Genomic DNA, 15,630 nt, shown 5'->3' with positions numbered 1-15,630 from the left:
GTTTTCCTTATGCAAACCGTCCTTTTGTAATTTTACCTTTGTAATTTCAATCCAAACAATAGAAATAATACATGACATTGCAATAAAACCACAAGCAATAATAGCGCCTGCATATTCAGTAGAAATATATGATCTTTCTATAAACGCATACTCATTAAAATCCGTTGAATACGCTTTGGTATGAGGTCTATTTAATATACGATGTGATTATCTTTCACACTCTGTACAAGGTCCTATTTCTCCTGGATCTGTAGTATGGCAATCAATGTGTACAGATTTACAGTTTCGAACTGTTGGACACGAAAAAATTGAAATTGCTCCTCCTAATACGTTTCCACTTTGAAGATTAGAAATAGATTTTTTATTCAGTTTTAAAGATGTAAAATTTCTTTTTTTCATAATAACTATATTTTAGTGTTGAGCGAGCAATGTAAAGAAAGCAGCATAGAGATGAAATACACAATGTAAAAGCGTAGCAGATGAATTCATTTACGTATGCAAACCGTTGTAATTATGAAAATACTTGGCAAAAGAAAAGCGAACCGAAGTTCGCTAAAAAAGTTAAGATTGTGGACTGTGATCTAAAGGTACATCTTTTTTCTCCCAACAAACACGATGCATCCATGGACATTTTGTAAGCGGTGTGCTAGCAATCGCCGCAGCTCCACCAAAGATAGGAGCTTCATATTCGAATTGTGACACAACTTTTTTGTTAAGTTTTAATGATGTAAGATTTCTTTTTTTCATGATTTAATAATTTTTAAATGAATAATAACTGTAAGGCCAAAGAATAGTTCTGAGTTTATTGAATTAAAGACTAAAAAATAGCTTTAAAACAACGAGAAAAGCGAACCGAAGCTCACTAAAAAAATTAAGCCTGTGGACTGTGATCTAAAGGCACATCTTTTTTCTCCCTACAAACACGTTGCACCCATGGACATTTTGTAAGCGGTATACTTTGAATCGCCGCAGCACCACCAAAGATAGGAGCTTCATAATAGAATTGTGACACAACTTTTTTGTTGAGTTTTAATGATGTAAGATTTCTTTTTTTCATGATTTAATGATTTTTAAATGAATAATAACTGAAAGAGAAAACATAATTTTCTACAGAACTATGTTCGCTCATGTATCAATCGTTTTGTCCGGGTTTTTTTGGCTTACATATCGTTTTTGTTTGACACATATCAGTCATACAAAAACATACACTCCAAGATTCTTTTGCATCTACACGTCCTCCACTTATTTGTTCTAGAATTGAAATTGTTTTTTTATTCAGATCCAAGGTTTTAAGATTCCTTTTTTTCATGACAAATGATTTTAAAGTTAATAATCATTTAAAAATAAAAGATATTAAAGTCCATTACAAGTTCGTATGCTCGTGATTCATAAATTCCGAGGAAATAAAGAGATCGTATTATAAGCTTAGGCTTTTCTATTTTTTATTCTGAAAACCTCGATCCAAATAATGCCTATAATACTTGCTGCAGCAGTCAGACCAAAGCCAATCATTGCGCCTAAAAATTGTATTGCTCTTGAACTCTGTTCATTATAAATATTTTTTTCAGAAAAAATAAAAATCTGAGTAATCGCTGTAATTGTTAAAATAAGTAGTGAAAGTTGAAAAATGTCTAATCGTGTAATTTTTGATAACATAACAATAATAATATTTGGTTTATAGTGAATGGCTAGATCAACTATATTTTGGGAGAGACTTTATAAAGATAGTTTTTTTACTGAAATAAAAAATTCTGATATGCTAAAAAATAAAATCACTCAAAAGCTACGTTCACGAATTGAAACAAGCAGTTCGCTCCTTACCGCATGGCAACTATTGAAAAAATCGTACCTTTATGTAAAATGATTATTTTATGAAAAAAGTATTCTTATTAATGGCTTTGGCCGGAATTGTCGTCTATTCATGTGCAAGTCAAGAAAAAACAATCACCCAAAAAAAAGGCGAACCTCAAAAAGTATCTGATACCATTCGTATTGCTAGCGATGAGCTAGAGCACGAAATTATCATCTTTGAACCTGGTTTTAGTGCTTGGCTGCAAAGTTATGCAAGACCGAGAGAGTATTACTCTAAAAACTTCTTACAAAACAAGAACATTATTTATGTAACGGAGTGGAATCAGCGTGTTATTGAACCTTCTCGATATGACAATACGTTGTATCAGCAGCAAATCAATTACCGTTCAAATGTTGATTATGGGTATGAAGTAAACTACCAACTGTATTATTATTTTGTATTCTTTCAACAAAAATACAAGCAACAGTTAGCAGCTTTTCCTGCTCGGATATAAGGTAGAAGTTATGTATATTTGCTAGCGCAAAAAAATACACATGACTTCATTTAAAGAACGTTGGGAAATTAAACACAACTGGCAACTAATCTTTCCTTTTTTAGGAATCCTTTCGTTATTCTATACTGCATATCTTTTTTCAAAAAATATCATTCGTTCTTTTATTGATCGTCATGAAACCAAAATACTATATTACGCACTCGTAACAGTCGCTGTCATTTTGTTTTTTTACATCATGTTGCGTTTCTTTTTGTGGTGTTTTAAAAAATTGGAAGGCAAATGGATTACCAATTATCGTTGGGAAATCATCGCCATATTTTTGGTATTTGCCTTAACAGGAACAAGCTCAGTACGCATTGCAAAACCGTTGTTAGAATGGGTTGGATTTACACAAACTATCTTTCCAGAAGGCTTTTTTGGTGGTTTTTTATATTGGATGATTCGAATCATCATCATTCTACCAATTTATCAAGTACTATTGATTGTATTTGGAACGCTTCTAGGGCAATTTAAATTTTTCTGGGAATTTGAAAAGAAAATGCTCAAACGTATGCGTATCATCAAATAAGACTTCAAACTCAAAAGACATGAATTTTTTCAAATCACTATTTAACGGAAAAAAAGAACCCATAAATTCATATGCTGACTTTTGGGAATGGTTTGAAAAACACGAAAATAAATTCTATAAAGTTTTAAAAAACGATGGCGATATTCAAAGTGAATTCTTTCACAAGCTTGGTCCAAAACTAACTGAATTAAAAGAAGGTTTTTGGTATCTAGCAGGTATGTTTGACGATGATACAGCCGAACTTATTTTAACAGCTGATGGTATTACCAAAAACATTGTTTTTACAGAAGAATTAGTAGCTGCAGCTCCAAAAATGAAGCATTGGAAAATAACTGCGCTCAAACAACCTTCCAATATTTCAAAATATAGTCTTGAAATGAATGGACATGTATTTAGTGAAGATACGCTATTCTTCTATTCAAACGATCATCCGCATCTGCCTGATGAAATTGATATTACCATTACACATGAAGACTTTTCGGAAGCAACTAAAAACAATGTCGTTAATGGCGTATATCTTACCTTAGATAATTTCTTGGGAGAATTGAACACTGTCACCACTATTGATAACATACACATTATCAACACCAAAGATGCTACAAAAGAACTAGTTCCGATAAGAAAACTAAAAGACTTCTTAATCTGGAGAGAAAAAGAATTTATAGAAAAATACAAAGGCTTACGTCACGATACTGAAAACGACAGTTATGCAGGATTGGAAGCTTTTTTAGAAAATGGACTTCCATTATTTGCCGTCGTAAATACAGATGTATTGAATTGGGATAGCAAAGCTTCACATCCTTGGATCGCTGTCTTAGAAATAAAATACGATGGTAAAAACACCAACGGAATGCCTGATGAAAAAACCTATCAATTGCTTTCTGAAATAGAAGACAAAATAGTGACTGAATTGAAAGATGCTGATGGTTATATAAATATTGGAAGGCAAACGGCAGATTCTTCACGAGAAGTATATTTTGCCTGTATAGAATTCAGAAAACCTTCTAAAGTTCTTTATAACATTCAACAAGAATATCAAAACAGCATTAAAATAGACTTCGATATCTATAAAGACAAATACTGGCAATCTTTTGATCGTTTTATAGTGAATTAATAACAGATTTATCTCTTCAAATACCTACAAACTCTACCAACTTTGTTATAATTTGACAATTCTGTAAGCACTTATTTTTTTTACAAGAAAGCTTTTACTATTTTTGTGAGCGTTCATCATTCTATGAATTGGTGATAAACCCAATGAAAACCGTAAAAAACATAAAAGAAATATTGATTGCTTCATTGTTACTTGTAACATTGGTGCTTCCTTCTTATATACAGTTTTCACATCAATTAGAAGAAGATCACGCATACATTACGTGTCATGAACAAGAAGATCACGTTCATGAAAACAATGTGCATTGTGACTTGTGTAATTATCACTTTACGAATTTCTATTTTGAATTCACAAGTTACCCAGAATTAGAAGTATCTCCAATTATTTCAAAATCAACATTAGGCTCTACAACGCCTTTATGTTATTATTTACCGCTTACAAATACGCAACTTCGTGCACCGCCGGTATTTTCTTGAGTACAATCAAGATACATTTATTTTTAATTAAAGAATTTACATGCGAACATATTTATATATGTTAATGCTATGTAGTGCTATGGTTATGCAAAGTCAAAACTGTAACTATACACTATCTGGTAAGATTATCGATTTACATGACGACTCTGTACTTCCTGGCGCTACGCTAATTATAGCAGGGCTAGAGAAAGTAGTTGAATCTGACATCAATGGAATCTATACGTTTTCTAACTTATGCGAAGGAACGTACACCATACAAATATCACATCCTAATTGTGACACGCAGGCTTTTAAAGTAAAAGTTTCTAGTGATACGAAACGAAATTTCAAACTAGAACATCATTTAGAAGAACTGAATGCCATAACGTTACGCGCCTCGATTTTTGGCAATAAAACAAAGACAAACTTTGAACAAAAAGTAACGGAACAACAATTAGATCGTTTTAGTAACGGTTCTTTAGGAGATGTGTTAAATACCTTGAGTGGTGTTTCTTCGTTAAATACAGGAAATACATTAGTAAAACCAATGATTAATGGTTTGCATAGTAGCAGAGTTGTTATCATGAACAATGGTGTCCGTATGGAAGATCAAGAATGGGGAGCAGAACACGCACCTAGTATTGATGTAAATTCCATCGGAAATATCACACTTATTAAAGGTGCAGGAGCATTAAAATATAGTGGTGATGCTGTTGGAGGAATTATTGTAGCGGAAGCTGCCAAAGTTCCTGTAAAAGATACCATATATGGTAAAACACATGTAGCGGCTGCATCCAATGGTCGTGGAGGAGTAATTACCTCAACGCTCACAAAAAGTTATGTAAATGGTTGGTATGGTTCAATTCAAGGAAGTCTCAAACGATTTGGTGATTATGAAGCACCAGATTATGTGTTAAGCAACACAGGCATCTTTGGGCGCAGTATTGCTGCGAGAATTGGAATCAATCGTTTTGACTATGGTGTAGAAGCTTATTATTCTTTCTTTAAAAATGAAATCGGCATTTTGCGTGCATCACATATTGGTGGTGCCAGCGATCAGGTGCGTTCCATCAATAGTGGTATTCCACTTATAATTAGAGATTTCACGTATGACATTGACGCTCCAAAGCAGGATGTAACACATCACTTGTTTAAAGTACGTGGATTCAAAAATTTTAAAAATTTAGGAAAAGTAACGCTCCAATACGACTTTCAAAAAAATGAACGTCTCGAATTTGATGTTCGTAGAAGTAGCGATGATAACGATAGAGCATCTTTAGATTTAGCATTAAACTCACAAACCATTCGTTTGGATTTAGATACAAATAACTCCGATCTTTTCAACCTAAAAACTGGAATCTTGGCACAATATCAAAAAAATGTGGCAGACCCAAGTACAGGTGTACGAAGATTGATTCCTGATTATGAGCGATTCAATTTTGGAATCTATGGAGTTGCTGATTTTTCAATAACGGACAACTTTTTGGTCGAAGTTGGTGGTCGATTTGATTATTTTAATATTGACGCCCAAAAGTTTTATAGAAGTTCTTTCTGGGAAGATCGAAACTACGATGTACTGTTTCCAGAACTCGTAGTCGAAGTATTTGGTAATCAAATATTGACAAACCCGAAATTGGACTATTCAAACGTTTCAGCGACTGTGGGAACACGCTATACATTTAATGATGACTATAAATTATTTGCAAATTATTCATTGGCTTCGCGCGCTCCGAATCCATCCGAATTATTTAGTGAAGGATTGCATCATTCTGCATCTCGTATCGAATTAGGAGATTTGCGTTTTGACTCGGAAATTGCACACAAAGTGTCGGTTACCTTGCAAAAACAAGGAAATACATTTGGCTTTTCAGTGAATCCTTATATCAATTTTATCAATGATTTTATGCTCATTGAGCCAACAGAAATTCGTCAAACCATTCGTGGAAATTTCCAAGTTTGGGAATACAGACAAACCAACGCCACTCTCGTAGGAGTTGATGTTGACGCGTCGCTTACATTTAATGACAATTGGAATTTCTACCATCAATTTTCAATGGTAAAAGGATATGATGAAACACGAGACTTGCCATTAATAGATATGCCACCCGTAAGTACAATGAACGGATTGGTATATCAAAACAAGGAATTAAAAAACTTACGAGTTGAATTGCGAAGTGAATATACATTTAGACAAAATGAATTCCCAGACAACAACTTTGAGGCTTTTATTCCTGAAACAAGCACGTTAGAATTGGTAGATGTAAGTACGCCACCTGATGCGTATCATTTATTGCATTTACATACAAATGCTGACTTTTCTTTGAGTAAAAATTCAACGCTCAACATTGGATTGTCAGTCTCAAATATTTTCGATACTAACTATCGAAATTACTTAAACCGTTTGCGTTATTATGCAGATGATTTGGGTAGAAACTTTACAATAAATCTAAAAATTACTTATTAAAAATTCAAAAATGAAAAAATTTAAAATTTCAATCATAACAGCCATTGCAATCACAGGAACACTTTTTACTAGCTGTTCTAATGACGATGATGCGGCACCAGCGCCCGTAAATGAAGAAGAGGTTATTACTACACTAACTGTTACCTTAACACCTGCTGGTGGCGGAACTGCAGTTACTTTACAGTCTAGAGATTTAGACGGTGACGGATCGGATGCTCCTGTAATAACGGTTTCTGGAGATTTAGCAGCTGGTACAACATATAATGGAACAGTGGTTTTATTAAACGAAACAGAAACACCTGCTGAAAACATTACAACTGAAGTTGAAGAAGAAGATTTAGAACACCAATTTTTCTATACAGTTGGCGGAAGTTTAAATGTAACCACAGCAAACTTTAATTTAGATACAGCTGGTAATGTTTTAGGAACTTCATTTGATGTTACTACTGGTGCGGCAAGTACCGGTACATACACAGTAACTTTACGTCATGAGCCAACAAAACCAAATACTGGTTTAGGTGATGCAGGTGGAGAAACTGATATTTCTGCGACATTTGATGTAACTATTCAGTAAGGAAAAGTTAGAAAAAATATATTTAAAAAAGCCATTACACAATCGTTGTAATGGCTTTTTTAGTTTAATTTTTACAACAAGCAAAATGATAATATATATAATAATGAAAGTTTCAGGATTTTTTTCGACAGCCATAAGAGTTGTTTATATACAACCCCACTAATATATTATATATGAATTTAATTGATTGGATTGGCTTTATTGGCGTATTTCAAATACTACTCGCCTATTTTTTGAATATAACTGGAAAAGTTAAACACAACGATCTGTCTTCCATACTACTCAACTTAATTGGCGCAGGAATGGCATGCCTAGCTTCTGTACTCTTAAAATACATTCCATTTATAATTTTGGAAGGAATTTGGACTTTGATTTCATTATTCTCTCTTGTAAAATACTTACGAGTACAAAAAGTACATTAACCCATCCTAGAAAACTGTAACGTTTTTCAAAACGGGTCACTATGAAGTTGTAATAAAATCATTTTTTAGCAAACATCTCGCCAATTTGTAGTGTAAATGCAAATCCCTGAACAACAAATAGAAGGTATAGTATTGGTTGCAGTACAATCATGGCTGTCAACGCAAGGACCGCCAAAACCTTCTCCAACTGTTCCTCCTATTCCTCCAATTACTTTTTGACTTTTCTTCGTCAAGATTTCTGTTCCTTTTACGTTTAAAATGCTTTTTAACATGATTCTCGTGTTTTAATGGTTTATAGTCTATGAATGTAGCAACTATATTTTAAAAGAATAGTAATTACACAATATAAAAAGTAAGGTTTTTCTTTAAAATATATTTTATAAAGTCTAATCAGTAAAAAACTCATAATATTCATACCTTACATATACATTAAAACCTCGTATATGAAAAGCATTACCTATTGCATTTTTATTTCCCTTTTACTTTATAATTGCACACCAAAAAAGCAACAACAAATTCCATTACAAACCAAAATACAAGGCTCTTGGATTGACGCCAGATATGCAGAAACGGAACAGAGTACGGATACTGGTTTAATTATAAAGACTTACAATTCTTCGCCTTTTCAAATACCAATTGGAATAAACTTTCAAAAAAACAAACTAGAATATTTCAAGCAATTTATTGAATATAAGCTAGATACTATTACGCGCAAACGTAGTTATGACACTTTCGTGGGATTTGTTCCGTATCAATTAAAAGCCGATAGTCTATTTATACAGCATCCTTTAAAGGACAAACTTTTGTTTAAGTGCACGATAGATGCTTCTAAAAAAGATACACTCTTACTGAAAAAAAAGGACACTACCTATCTTACGCTTGTACCATTGGTCAAAAAACCAAAAGACTCGCTTCAGTTTGATCAAGTTGTATTGTCGCGTTCTGGTTGTTTTGGCTCCTGCCCTATTATGAATATTTCTATTCAGCGAGATGGAAGACTTGTGTACTATGGAGAAAAATTTACAGATCATATTGGAGTGTTTCAAGGGAAACTTTCACCAGAATTCACCAACTATATATTCAAAAAATTAGAAGACATTCAAATCTCAAAAGTAGATGAGTATTACAGTGTTGGTCATACAGACGATGAAACGATTTCTTCAACATTCCTAAAAAATGGGAACATCGTAAAAACCATCAGCGATTATGGGCAAGCAGGAACCAAAGAAATGTTGTGGGCATATTGCGCTACTTTAAATTTAGACAAGCAAATAAAACTCTCTTCAATTCCATTCAACACAAAGGTGCCTATATTAGATAGAGTCTATTTTGAAAAAGGCACAAAACGATTGTTTCTAGAGAAATCAGAGGGATTTTTATTATGGCAAGCGTTTCAAAACGCAACAATTACACCAGCGAATTTTGAAAAGAAATATACTTTTCATGGAGGTTATTTTAGGTCAAGCATAAAAAAAATAGAATCTGACGGTCAATTATACAAAGTGTACCTAAAAGACGGACATATGACAACCTATGATTTAGGCTATAATTTCATAGAAAAAAACTTTACAGAAACTGATTTCAAGAAATTGGAATAGACAGATGTTAGTTGTTACGTTTTAAAATCGTGTAAATCTCTTTTCCTGCTAATAAAATGGCGGCGTTTGTTTCTACGTCCAATTTTTTGAATTGATCATTTTCCAAAAGCTTTTCTTGGAGTTGTTTCCAAGTCTTTAGCACAATATCAGTATATTTCTTATCGACTAAACCATCATTCATTCCTGCTGCAAAACAGTAAATTACAAACGCTTTATTTTCAGGGATTTCATCTATGAATGATGCTGATTCAATTTCATTAATTAACAAAGCATCTACAATTCTAGTAAATTCTTTTTTTAAGGCTTCAATTGCTGTGATACTTTCATTAAAATTTCGAATCGCATATATCAAAGAAGCTGTTGGAAAATAAAGTGTTTTCAAAGAAAAGTCCTTAGGAATCAAATTTTCTATTTTCTGAAGCGCGACACGATCATTTCTTGCATTGTATGACCAAATTGTACCAAACACATCAAGTTCATCTTCATCAGAATCTTCACTTTCCTCCTGTTGATACTGTTGAATGTTTACCAATTCATTTTTATAACGTACTTCTTTAGTCATCTTGTAAAAAGCATCAATTCCAGCAAACATAATTCCGAAACGCCAATCGTTTTGAGCTATCTCATGATTTGGATTTTCAAGTAAGTATTCTGCAATTTGGCGCAATAATTCTTGTACACTTTCTTCAGTAAGCTCAGAATTTAGCGTTGGTTTCTCTAGATTCATTTTCACAGCCGTATGATAACGATCTTTAAAACTTAAGGTAGTTTCTTTTCCGCGTGTATCGTGTGCATAGTAGATATATTTTGTATTCTGCAACCATAATACTTGCAACGGATTTCCTTTTTTTGCACCGCGAACTGCAAACGGACGCACATTATTTTTGGTAGAATTCGATGTGATTTTCTTCGCATTCCAGGACTTTCCATTGTCATTCGTCGTCCACTGCTCTATTTCAAAAACTTCATCTTGTTTTACGGAAAGATATACTGTATTTGGTGTTTCATGATCTAGCACAATACCGCCAGCATAATGCGGTTCTAACTCTTTGGTTCCTTCTCTAGTTTTGGGAAACCATCCACCAGCATTGACCACATCATGACTTTTCCACTGTCCATTTTGAAACGTTGCATACGAATAGATATGTGTTTGCGCATCTGGAAACTTCGCATACGTCACAATCGGATTTCCTTCTGCATCTTGCGCAATATCCCAATTCCACGATTTTACACTATCAGATTCAAAAATTACATCAAGTTCCGATTGATACACAGGCAATTGCGAAACCTCTTTAATCTTTGTTCCATTGGCTTTGTAAAACGCTCCATTTTCATAATACATATAGTACAATCCATTGTTGGTTTCTTTGGTTGGATGTCCGTCTGTAAACGCAAAATGAATTTTAGAAACACCATCGGAATAGACTTTGGTATACGGAGCCTTTGCATTTTCTTTCTGAGTCGGCATGAATAAAATTTTTCCTTTTGACCATGTTTTTCCGCTATCCGAAGAAACAGCATACGAAGGTTTTAAAAATGTTCCGCGCCAAAACAAATAAATTTTACCGTCTTCGGCAGACAATCGCACAGGGTTTGTATATGTATGATGCATGGCGCTTGCATTCCGAAACTTTTCAGTGTCATTTAAAAATAATTCCTTAACGGGCGACCATTCTGTAATGTCTTCGGTATGTGTAGACGTTCGCATATACAACGGACTCGCTTCTTGCAAATGTGTATTAAAAAACACTAATAAACGTCCGTCATCATCCAATAAAATGGTAGGATTATCATGATCGTCAATTTCTAAATTATCATAAATAACTTTTGAAGCTACTTTTTTAGTATCATGATCGTAATAACCAATATGTACATCACCGTAATTGTCTATCCAACCTGCATACGTTCGTTTGAACTTTCCTTCATAATACACAGCTCTTGGATCGGAAAACCAACTCCAAACACCGTTAAACGTCATTGATTGATAAGCTTCTGAAGAAATAGCTTCGGATTCACTGTACGTATGTGTTGCTTGCTTTTGGGCAAATAACACACTACAGAAAAATAGCATTGCGTATTGAATGTACTTCATAACTACAAACCTAAGGAATATTCATGAATGACGCTCACCGTAAAATATACATTCTACTTAGGTTTTCTATAAGGTTTCTTGTAGTTTTAACTATCAATTGTAACGTATTTCAATATATCAATGCAAAATTTACTCCAGCAAATAAGTAATCGATGCTTTGTAAGTCCTGAGTTATTACAAAGGCTTCAGACAAGTTTTGAGCGAAAAGAAATTCCGCAAGGCGACATTATTTTATCGCAAGGAAATAAGGCAAATTACCTGTATTTTATAGAAAAAGGAGTTTTACACAACTACTATTATCACGATGGAAAAAAAGTATCTTCATGGTTTTATAAAGAAGAACAATTCATTACGTCGTGGCATAGTTTTTATGCACAAAAATCGGGTTTTGAAGAAATTGAAGCATTAGAAGATTGTTGTGTGTATCAAATTAGTTACGCCAATTATCAAAAGTTAATTGCCGATTTTCCTGCCTTTGGAAATTTTGCGCGACTGTTAGCCGAAGAAATGTTGATCTTTTTAGACGAATTCAATAAAGGTTGGTCCTTCTTTTCCGCAAAAGAAAAATACCAAACCTTGCTTTCTTTTTTTCCTGATATTGAATTGCGAGTCAAATTAGGCTATATCGCTTCTTTTTTAGGAATCTCTCAAGAAACGTTGAGCCGATTACGGACACAGAAATAATTTTTTGATCTAGATCAAAAAAACAATTTAAAAGTCGGTGAATCTTTGTGGTAAATATAAAAAAGATGAAAAATTCAACATTATTATTTAGAAGTTTATTGGTCATTATCCTCCTCGCTGGCGGTGCACATTTAGTGACCTATGCTGCTCAAAACAAAGATTCAATCACTACAAATGAAGTAATTCCTGACACTGAAAACACCGCTCCAAATTACGAAACAGACTATATCGTTGGTAAATGGATTGTAAACTATAACAGTGACGACTATAAAGGTGCTATCGTATATGACATCAAAAAAGAAGGCAACAAATTCAATGCCTATACTTATGAATATCAAGATGAAAAAGGATATGGTGAAAAAGCTGAAAAAACCAAAACTCTTACCATAAATTCATTTGACGGTTACAAAGGCAAAGGCACGTATAAAATTGAATATGAAGGAGAAACATATGATGTACAATGTAATATTGATATGGTTGATGAAAATTCATTTAAACTCAGCTATGATTATTATGGATATGGTGATGTAGAAACTTGGAAAAGATTTAAATCATGATAGAGTTTTTATCACAAAAAATCAGTTGGATTGATCTTGAATATTGGTTTTACATATTCAATGACCTAAGTCTACTCTACCTCATTGTTCCGTTTTTTGTATTGGAATTGATTCGATACGCCTATTTAAAACGCTTGAACGCAAACGTAATTTTTGATAGCCTTGCGAATATCATCACCTTCGGAGCCTTCTTTGCTATTGAAATTCTCTTAGGAATATTGGCCATTACAAAACTCTATTTTTGGATCTATCAAAATATAAGTTTACCACATTTAGACTTGAATTGGGCAACCATCATCGCTTGTATTATTTTGGCTGACTTTGCATATTACTGGGAACATCGCATGATGCATCGTATCGGAATTGGTTGGGCAACACATACTGTACATCACAGTTCGCCACACTTTAACATGTCGGTTGCATATCGTTTTGGGCCGTTTGACGCCATCATGCCTATTGTATTTTCATTGCCGTTAGTCATGTTAGGATTCGATCCTATTTTAGTATTGCTTTCAGAAGTATTTGTACAAGTATTTCAAACCTTATTGCACACAGAAATCATTGGGAAACTCATAAAACCTGTCGAATTTATTTTCAACACGCCATCGCATCACAGAGTGCATCATGGATCAAACCGACAGTATTGGGATAAAAATTATGCTGGTATTTTTATTATTTGGGATCGATTATTAGGTACGTTTGAACCTGAAGTGGAAAAAGTGGTTTATGGAATTTCGGAACCTTTGCAAAGTACGAATCCTATCAAAGTATTTTTTCATGGAATTACACGTTTCTTTAAAAAACTCAAGCAAATTGATGGCATACACAATAAATTATTAGCCTTTATAAAACCGCCAGATTGGATGCCTAGCAATCAAAAGATTCCCAAATCATGAATGCTGTTGGGCAAAATGCTACCAAAAAAGACTGGATTAAATTTACACTCGTGATGATCATCTTTATGATCGGAATGATTCTTATGATCATGTATAAAATCAAAAATATATGGTTATGGATTGGTTATATTACAGTATGGACTTGGGCAGAAATGAAAATAGCTAAAAAAATACAGCTAAAATGGTGGGTTTGGATGTTTATACTACTAATGCTTTCTGTAATAGATTTAATTATTATCAAACTGATACCTCATTAATAATGAAAACTAATAATTTTATATACGCCGATCTTTCTACATACACGCCAAAAGAAACGATATCTTTTTATGAAACTGTTTTTGGGTGGAAATACTATCAGTACGATGACTATTATACGGCGTTTATTAAAAATACTGAAGTTACCGGTTTGTATGAAACGCCAGATAAATTCAAACAAATGCGCATGCCGCACTTTTGGATGTCGTATATTCAAGTAGACAATGTTGCAGAAACAGTTGAAAAAGCGCGCGAATTAGGCGGAATTATCGAATTGCAATCTGAAATTGCTTCTAATACTAAAATTGCTTTGATTCGCGATCTTTCTGGTGCTGGATTCACGGTGTATGAAGGCGATCAATTAACCAATGTTCGAACAAAAAATACAGCAAATACGCTTATTTGGAACGAACTTCATGTTTCAGATGCTTCCAAAGCCATTCCGTTTTACGAAGGAATCTTTGATTGGAAAATCATTCAAAAAACTAGCGGATTGCATGCTGTTTACAATTCCAATAATGAATATATTGCTGATATTGTAGAAATTGACAATCAGTACAAAGGATCGTATGAATATTGGGTCTGTACTTTTGGTGTGAAAGATATTGAAATCACAAAAAAATTGATCCTAGAAAATGGCGGAACACAAATTGCCGTTGATGCAGATCGTATGCTATTTTCAGATCATTCGAACGAAGCGTTTTTTTATGTGAAAGAAGTATTTTAGTATGTTTTAATTTTAAAATTTATATTGTTTTGACTTTGAATAAGAATAATGTAGTTTTATCGCAATAACATTGTAACACTTTTCACAACTACAATACCTATAGAGTATTCTGAACTCAATATAAAATCAATAAAATGCATAAAAATTTATTTATAGTTTCACTTCTAGTATTATTTACAAATCTTGGATATGCTCAATCTGAAAAAATTAAAATAAAATCTGACAATCTTACGGAAGTAAATTACCTTAAAATGGACGATTTTTATTTAACACATTATCTATACATCGATGTGTTTTTGAGAGAAAATTTATTTCCTGAGGCGAGTCCAGAAGATGTTTCTTCAATATTAAAAGCAGTAAAAAAATATGTATCATTAGAAAACAGACTTGATATAGAAATTGAAAAACCTGGTGACAGAAACTATTTAATAAAATTTGCCATTCTAAAAAAAGAGGACGGAACAGAATTGCTAATTGCTTTTACAAACTGGAGCGTTAAAAAAAGAGTCTTTGAAAAAGAAATAAAAGTAGAGAATGATTCCTATACAAGATGGTATTTTCTGAATGGAAATAAAATGACGTATAGAAAAGATATGTCCAATCAGAACGATTATGCTAACATGAACAAATCTGATTTAGCCAATGCCTATCTATTTGATGAATTATCTAAAAATGATTCCAAAATAAAAACTACCATTGATGAGGCTTTAAAAGAAAAAGATGCAAGTATATCTGATCAGATTATGACCAATTTAATTCTTTTAAAATATCTAATGTTTAAAAGAGATACTGATAATGTTGAAAAACAAACGAAACATTTGAATGATTTATTTGAAATTGGCGCACTTGAATCTAACATTAAAGGTCTAGAAATGGCATTCAACGCTACAAAATTTCAAATAGAATTAATGAAATAAA

General features: G+C 33.1%; 21 protein-coding genes. 14 read left to right on the top strand and 7 right to left on the bottom strand.

All coding sequences use genetic code 11. The annotated features are described in order from the left end of the window. Positions 1 to 207: 207 nt before the first annotated feature. The 5 genes from Q0845_RS08320 to Q0845_RS08300 all read right to left on the bottom strand — a co-directional run bounded on the left by Q0845_RS08320 (position 208) and on the right by Q0845_RS08300 (position 1,656). The gene (locus Q0845_RS08320; RefSeq protein WP_298511651.1) at positions 208 to 399 is read right to left on the bottom strand and encodes a hypothetical protein; all 192 of its coding nucleotides are present in this window, start codon (positions 397 to 399) and stop codon (positions 208 to 210) included. A 162-nt stretch (positions 400 to 561) separates the two neighbouring features. Further along, positions 562 to 747, bottom strand: a complete 186-nt coding sequence (locus Q0845_RS08315) for a hypothetical protein (RefSeq protein WP_298511649.1) — start codon at positions 745 to 747, stop codon at positions 562 to 564. A gap of 124 nt (positions 748 to 871) precedes the next feature. After that, complete coding sequence (locus Q0845_RS08310) at positions 872 to 1,057, bottom strand: hypothetical protein (protein WP_298511647.1); 186 nt, start codon at positions 1,055 to 1,057, stop codon at positions 872 to 874. A gap of 75 nt (positions 1,058 to 1,132) precedes the next feature. Continuing rightward, positions 1,133 to 1,309: a hypothetical protein gene (locus Q0845_RS08305; RefSeq protein ID WP_298511645.1), complete on the bottom strand. Its 177-nt coding sequence runs from the start codon at positions 1,307 to 1,309 to the stop codon at positions 1,133 to 1,135. Positions 1,310 to 1,425: 116 nt separating this feature from the next. Further along, positions 1,426 to 1,656 carry a hypothetical protein gene (locus Q0845_RS08300; protein WP_298511643.1) on the bottom strand — a complete coding sequence of 77 codons (231 nt, stop codon included), beginning with the start codon at positions 1,654 to 1,656 and terminating at the stop codon, positions 1,426 to 1,428. Between the two features lie 215 nt (positions 1,657 to 1,871). On the opposite strand from Q0845_RS08300, the gene Q0845_RS08295 reads away from it, so the two are divergent. From Q0845_RS08295 to Q0845_RS08265, 7 genes are all read left to right on the top strand, one after another. After that, positions 1,872 to 2,306, top strand: coding sequence for a DUF6146 family protein (locus Q0845_RS08295; protein ID WP_298511641.1), 435 nt, complete (start codon positions 1,872 to 1,874; stop codon positions 2,304 to 2,306). A 40-nt stretch (positions 2,307 to 2,346) separates the two neighbouring features. Further along, the gene (locus Q0845_RS08290; RefSeq protein ID WP_298511639.1) at positions 2,347 to 2,874 is read left to right on the top strand and encodes a DUF6787 family protein; all 528 of its coding nucleotides are present in this window, start codon (positions 2,347 to 2,349) and stop codon (positions 2,872 to 2,874) included. Positions 2,875 to 2,893: 19 nt separating this feature from the next. Continuing rightward, positions 2,894 to 3,988, top strand: coding sequence for a DUF695 domain-containing protein (locus tag Q0845_RS08285; RefSeq protein ID WP_298511637.1), 1,095 nt, complete (start codon positions 2,894 to 2,896; stop codon positions 3,986 to 3,988). A gap of 143 nt (positions 3,989 to 4,131) precedes the next feature. Next, entirely contained in the window at positions 4,132 to 4,464 is a 333-nt protein-coding gene (locus Q0845_RS08280) for a hypothetical protein (RefSeq protein ID WP_298511635.1), read from the top strand. Between the two features lie 40 nt (positions 4,465 to 4,504). Next, positions 4,505 to 6,907 (top strand): TonB-dependent receptor, encoded by a 2,403-nt coding sequence (locus tag Q0845_RS08275; RefSeq protein ID WP_298511633.1) that lies wholly within the window; start codon positions 4,505 to 4,507, stop codon positions 6,905 to 6,907. A gap of 10 nt (positions 6,908 to 6,917) precedes the next feature. Next, a complete protein-coding gene (locus tag Q0845_RS08270) occupies positions 6,918 to 7,481 on the top strand; it encodes a type 1 periplasmic binding fold superfamily protein (protein WP_298511631.1) in 564 nt (187 codons plus the stop codon). 173 nt (positions 7,482 to 7,654) lie between these two features. Then, on the top strand, positions 7,655 to 7,903 hold the full coding sequence (locus Q0845_RS08265; protein WP_298511630.1) for a hypothetical protein: 249 nt from the start codon (positions 7,655 to 7,657) through the stop codon (positions 7,901 to 7,903). Between the two features lie 65 nt (positions 7,904 to 7,968). Here Q0845_RS08265 and Q0845_RS08260 read toward each other — a convergent pair whose 3' ends face one another. Further along, complete coding sequence (locus Q0845_RS08260) at positions 7,969 to 8,175, bottom strand: hypothetical protein (protein ID WP_298511629.1); 207 nt, start codon at positions 8,173 to 8,175, stop codon at positions 7,969 to 7,971. A 171-nt stretch (positions 8,176 to 8,346) separates the two neighbouring features. Between Q0845_RS08260 and Q0845_RS08255 the strand changes: the two genes are divergently transcribed. After that, positions 8,347 to 9,501 carry a DUF6438 domain-containing protein gene (locus tag Q0845_RS08255; RefSeq protein WP_298511628.1) on the top strand — a complete coding sequence of 385 codons (1,155 nt, stop codon included), beginning with the start codon at positions 8,347 to 8,349 and terminating at the stop codon, positions 9,499 to 9,501. A 7-nt stretch (positions 9,502 to 9,508) separates the two neighbouring features. Here the strand turns inward: Q0845_RS08255 and Q0845_RS08250 are convergent, their stop codons facing one another. Next, complete coding sequence (locus tag Q0845_RS08250; RefSeq protein WP_298511627.1) at positions 9,509 to 11,593, bottom strand: BNR-4 repeat-containing protein; 2,085 nt, start codon at positions 11,591 to 11,593, stop codon at positions 9,509 to 9,511. A 120-nt stretch (positions 11,594 to 11,713) separates the two neighbouring features. Here Q0845_RS08250 and Q0845_RS08245 point away from each other — a divergent pair, with 120 nt between their 5' ends. The 6 genes from Q0845_RS08245 to Q0845_RS08220 all read left to right on the top strand — a co-directional run bounded on the left by Q0845_RS08245 (position 11,714) and on the right by Q0845_RS08220 (position 15,629). Further along, a complete protein-coding gene (locus Q0845_RS08245; protein WP_298511626.1) occupies positions 11,714 to 12,277 on the top strand; it encodes a Crp/Fnr family transcriptional regulator in 564 nt (187 codons plus the stop codon). A gap of 65 nt (positions 12,278 to 12,342) precedes the next feature. Further along, positions 12,343 to 12,834 carry a hypothetical protein gene (locus tag Q0845_RS08240; RefSeq protein WP_298511625.1) on the top strand — a complete coding sequence of 164 codons (492 nt, stop codon included), beginning with the start codon at positions 12,343 to 12,345 and terminating at the stop codon, positions 12,832 to 12,834. Then, positions 12,831 to 13,730, top strand: a complete 900-nt coding sequence (locus Q0845_RS08235) for a sterol desaturase family protein (protein WP_298511624.1) — start codon at positions 12,831 to 12,833, stop codon at positions 13,728 to 13,730. The genes Q0845_RS08240 and Q0845_RS08235 overlap by 4 nt, the downstream gene beginning before the upstream one ends. Beyond that, a complete protein-coding gene (locus Q0845_RS08230; RefSeq protein ID WP_298511623.1) occupies positions 13,727 to 13,987 on the top strand; it encodes a hypothetical protein in 261 nt (86 codons plus the stop codon). Before Q0845_RS08235 ends, Q0845_RS08230 begins: the two co-directional genes overlap by 4 nt. Positions 13,988 to 13,989: 2 nt before the next feature. Then, positions 13,990 to 14,712: a VOC family protein gene (locus Q0845_RS08225; RefSeq protein WP_298511622.1), complete on the top strand. Its 723-nt coding sequence runs from the start codon at positions 13,990 to 13,992 to the stop codon at positions 14,710 to 14,712. A gap of 134 nt (positions 14,713 to 14,846) precedes the next feature. Beyond that, positions 14,847 to 15,629, top strand: a complete 783-nt coding sequence (locus Q0845_RS08220; RefSeq protein ID WP_298511621.1) for a hypothetical protein — start codon at positions 14,847 to 14,849, stop codon at positions 15,627 to 15,629. The last annotated feature ends 1 nt before the right edge of the window (position 15,630 follow it).

Origin of the sequence: uncultured Kordia sp. (assembly GCF_947489565.1) — a bacterium.
Classification (GTDB): Bacteria; Bacteroidota; Bacteroidia; order Flavobacteriales; family Flavobacteriaceae; genus Kordia.
The sequence above is the reverse complement of the archived record's forward strand: the minus strand, read 5'-3'. Positions and strand labels throughout refer to the sequence as shown.

Bases quoted from the DNA above. Each gene is read 5' to 3' on its own strand.
- Q0845_RS08320 (WP_298511651.1), bottom strand. From the start codon at position 399: ATGAAAAAAAGAAATTTTACATCTTTAAAACTGAATAAAAAATCTATT.
- Q0845_RS08315 (WP_298511649.1), bottom strand. From the start codon at position 747: ATGAAAAAAAGAAATCTTACATCATTAAAACTTAACAAAAAAGTTGTG.
- Q0845_RS08310 (WP_298511647.1), bottom strand. From the start codon at position 1,057: ATGAAAAAAAGAAATCTTACATCATTAAAACTCAACAAAAAAGTTGTG.
- Q0845_RS08305 (WP_298511645.1), bottom strand. From the start codon at position 1,309: ATGAAAAAAAGGAATCTTAAAACCTTGGATCTGAATAAAAAAACAATT.
- Q0845_RS08300 (WP_298511643.1), bottom strand. From the start codon at position 1,656: ATGTTATCAAAAATTACACGATTAGACATTTTTCAACTTTCACTACTT.
- Q0845_RS08295 (WP_298511641.1), top strand. From the start codon at position 1,872: ATGAAAAAAGTATTCTTATTAATGGCTTTGGCCGGAATTGTCGTCTAT.
- Q0845_RS08290 (WP_298511639.1), top strand. From the start codon at position 2,347: ATGACTTCATTTAAAGAACGTTGGGAAATTAAACACAACTGGCAACTA.
- Q0845_RS08285 (WP_298511637.1), top strand. From the start codon at position 2,894: ATGAATTTTTTCAAATCACTATTTAACGGAAAAAAAGAACCCATAAAT.
- Q0845_RS08280 (WP_298511635.1), top strand. From the start codon at position 4,132: ATGAAAACCGTAAAAAACATAAAAGAAATATTGATTGCTTCATTGTTA.
- Q0845_RS08275 (WP_298511633.1), top strand. From the start codon at position 4,505: ATGCGAACATATTTATATATGTTAATGCTATGTAGTGCTATGGTTATG.
- Q0845_RS08270 (WP_298511631.1), top strand. From the start codon at position 6,918: ATGAAAAAATTTAAAATTTCAATCATAACAGCCATTGCAATCACAGGA.
- Q0845_RS08265 (WP_298511630.1), top strand. From the start codon at position 7,655: ATGAATTTAATTGATTGGATTGGCTTTATTGGCGTATTTCAAATACTA.
- Q0845_RS08260 (WP_298511629.1), bottom strand. From the start codon at position 8,175: ATGTTAAAAAGCATTTTAAACGTAAAAGGAACAGAAATCTTGACGAAG.
- Q0845_RS08255 (WP_298511628.1), top strand. From the start codon at position 8,347: ATGAAAAGCATTACCTATTGCATTTTTATTTCCCTTTTACTTTATAAT.
- Q0845_RS08250 (WP_298511627.1), bottom strand. From the start codon at position 11,593: ATGAAGTACATTCAATACGCAATGCTATTTTTCTGTAGTGTGTTATTT.
- Q0845_RS08245 (WP_298511626.1), top strand. From the start codon at position 11,714: ATGCAAAATTTACTCCAGCAAATAAGTAATCGATGCTTTGTAAGTCCT.
- Q0845_RS08240 (WP_298511625.1), top strand. From the start codon at position 12,343: ATGAAAAATTCAACATTATTATTTAGAAGTTTATTGGTCATTATCCTC.
- Q0845_RS08235 (WP_298511624.1), top strand. From the start codon at position 12,831: ATGATAGAGTTTTTATCACAAAAAATCAGTTGGATTGATCTTGAATAT.
- Q0845_RS08230 (WP_298511623.1), top strand. From the start codon at position 13,727: ATGAATGCTGTTGGGCAAAATGCTACCAAAAAAGACTGGATTAAATTT.
- Q0845_RS08225 (WP_298511622.1), top strand. From the start codon at position 13,990: ATGAAAACTAATAATTTTATATACGCCGATCTTTCTACATACACGCCA.
- Q0845_RS08220 (WP_298511621.1), top strand. From the start codon at position 14,847: ATGCATAAAAATTTATTTATAGTTTCACTTCTAGTATTATTTACAAAT.